Here is a 328-nt window from a genome sequence, read left to right as displayed (position 1 = left end):
CAACCACATCATCTACCCGCCGCTCAGCCGAAAATCGTACGAGGCGCTGATCGCGCGTTCCGTCAACCAGTACGTACGGGAGATGGAGAAAGTGTCGGGCATCAAGTTCGCGGCCGACCAATCGCTGCTGGATCGAATCTACGCAAACTCGGTGTATCCGACGCAGGGTACGCGTCCGGTGTTCAGCCCGATTCACAAGATGTTCTCGACGCTGCTGGTCGATGCCGCATTCTGGGCAAACGAGAATGATGTGCGGGGTGCCGAATTCGTGATGACGAAGGAACTGTCGAATGGTGAGCATAAGGTACAGGCAATCCAGACGCTGCCC

General features: G+C 57.0%; 1 protein-coding gene. It reads left to right on the top strand.

The annotated features are described in order from the left end of the window. A partial coding sequence (locus AC1RP4_RS07880; RefSeq protein WP_481763254.1) for a hypothetical protein occupies window positions 1-328 on the top strand: 328 nt, incomplete at both ends.

It is taken from the genome of Dellaglioa sp. CoH-56-MRSF-10, from assembly GCF_056782175.1.
The sequence above is the reverse complement of the archived record's forward strand: the minus strand, read 5'-3'. Positions and strand labels throughout refer to the sequence as shown.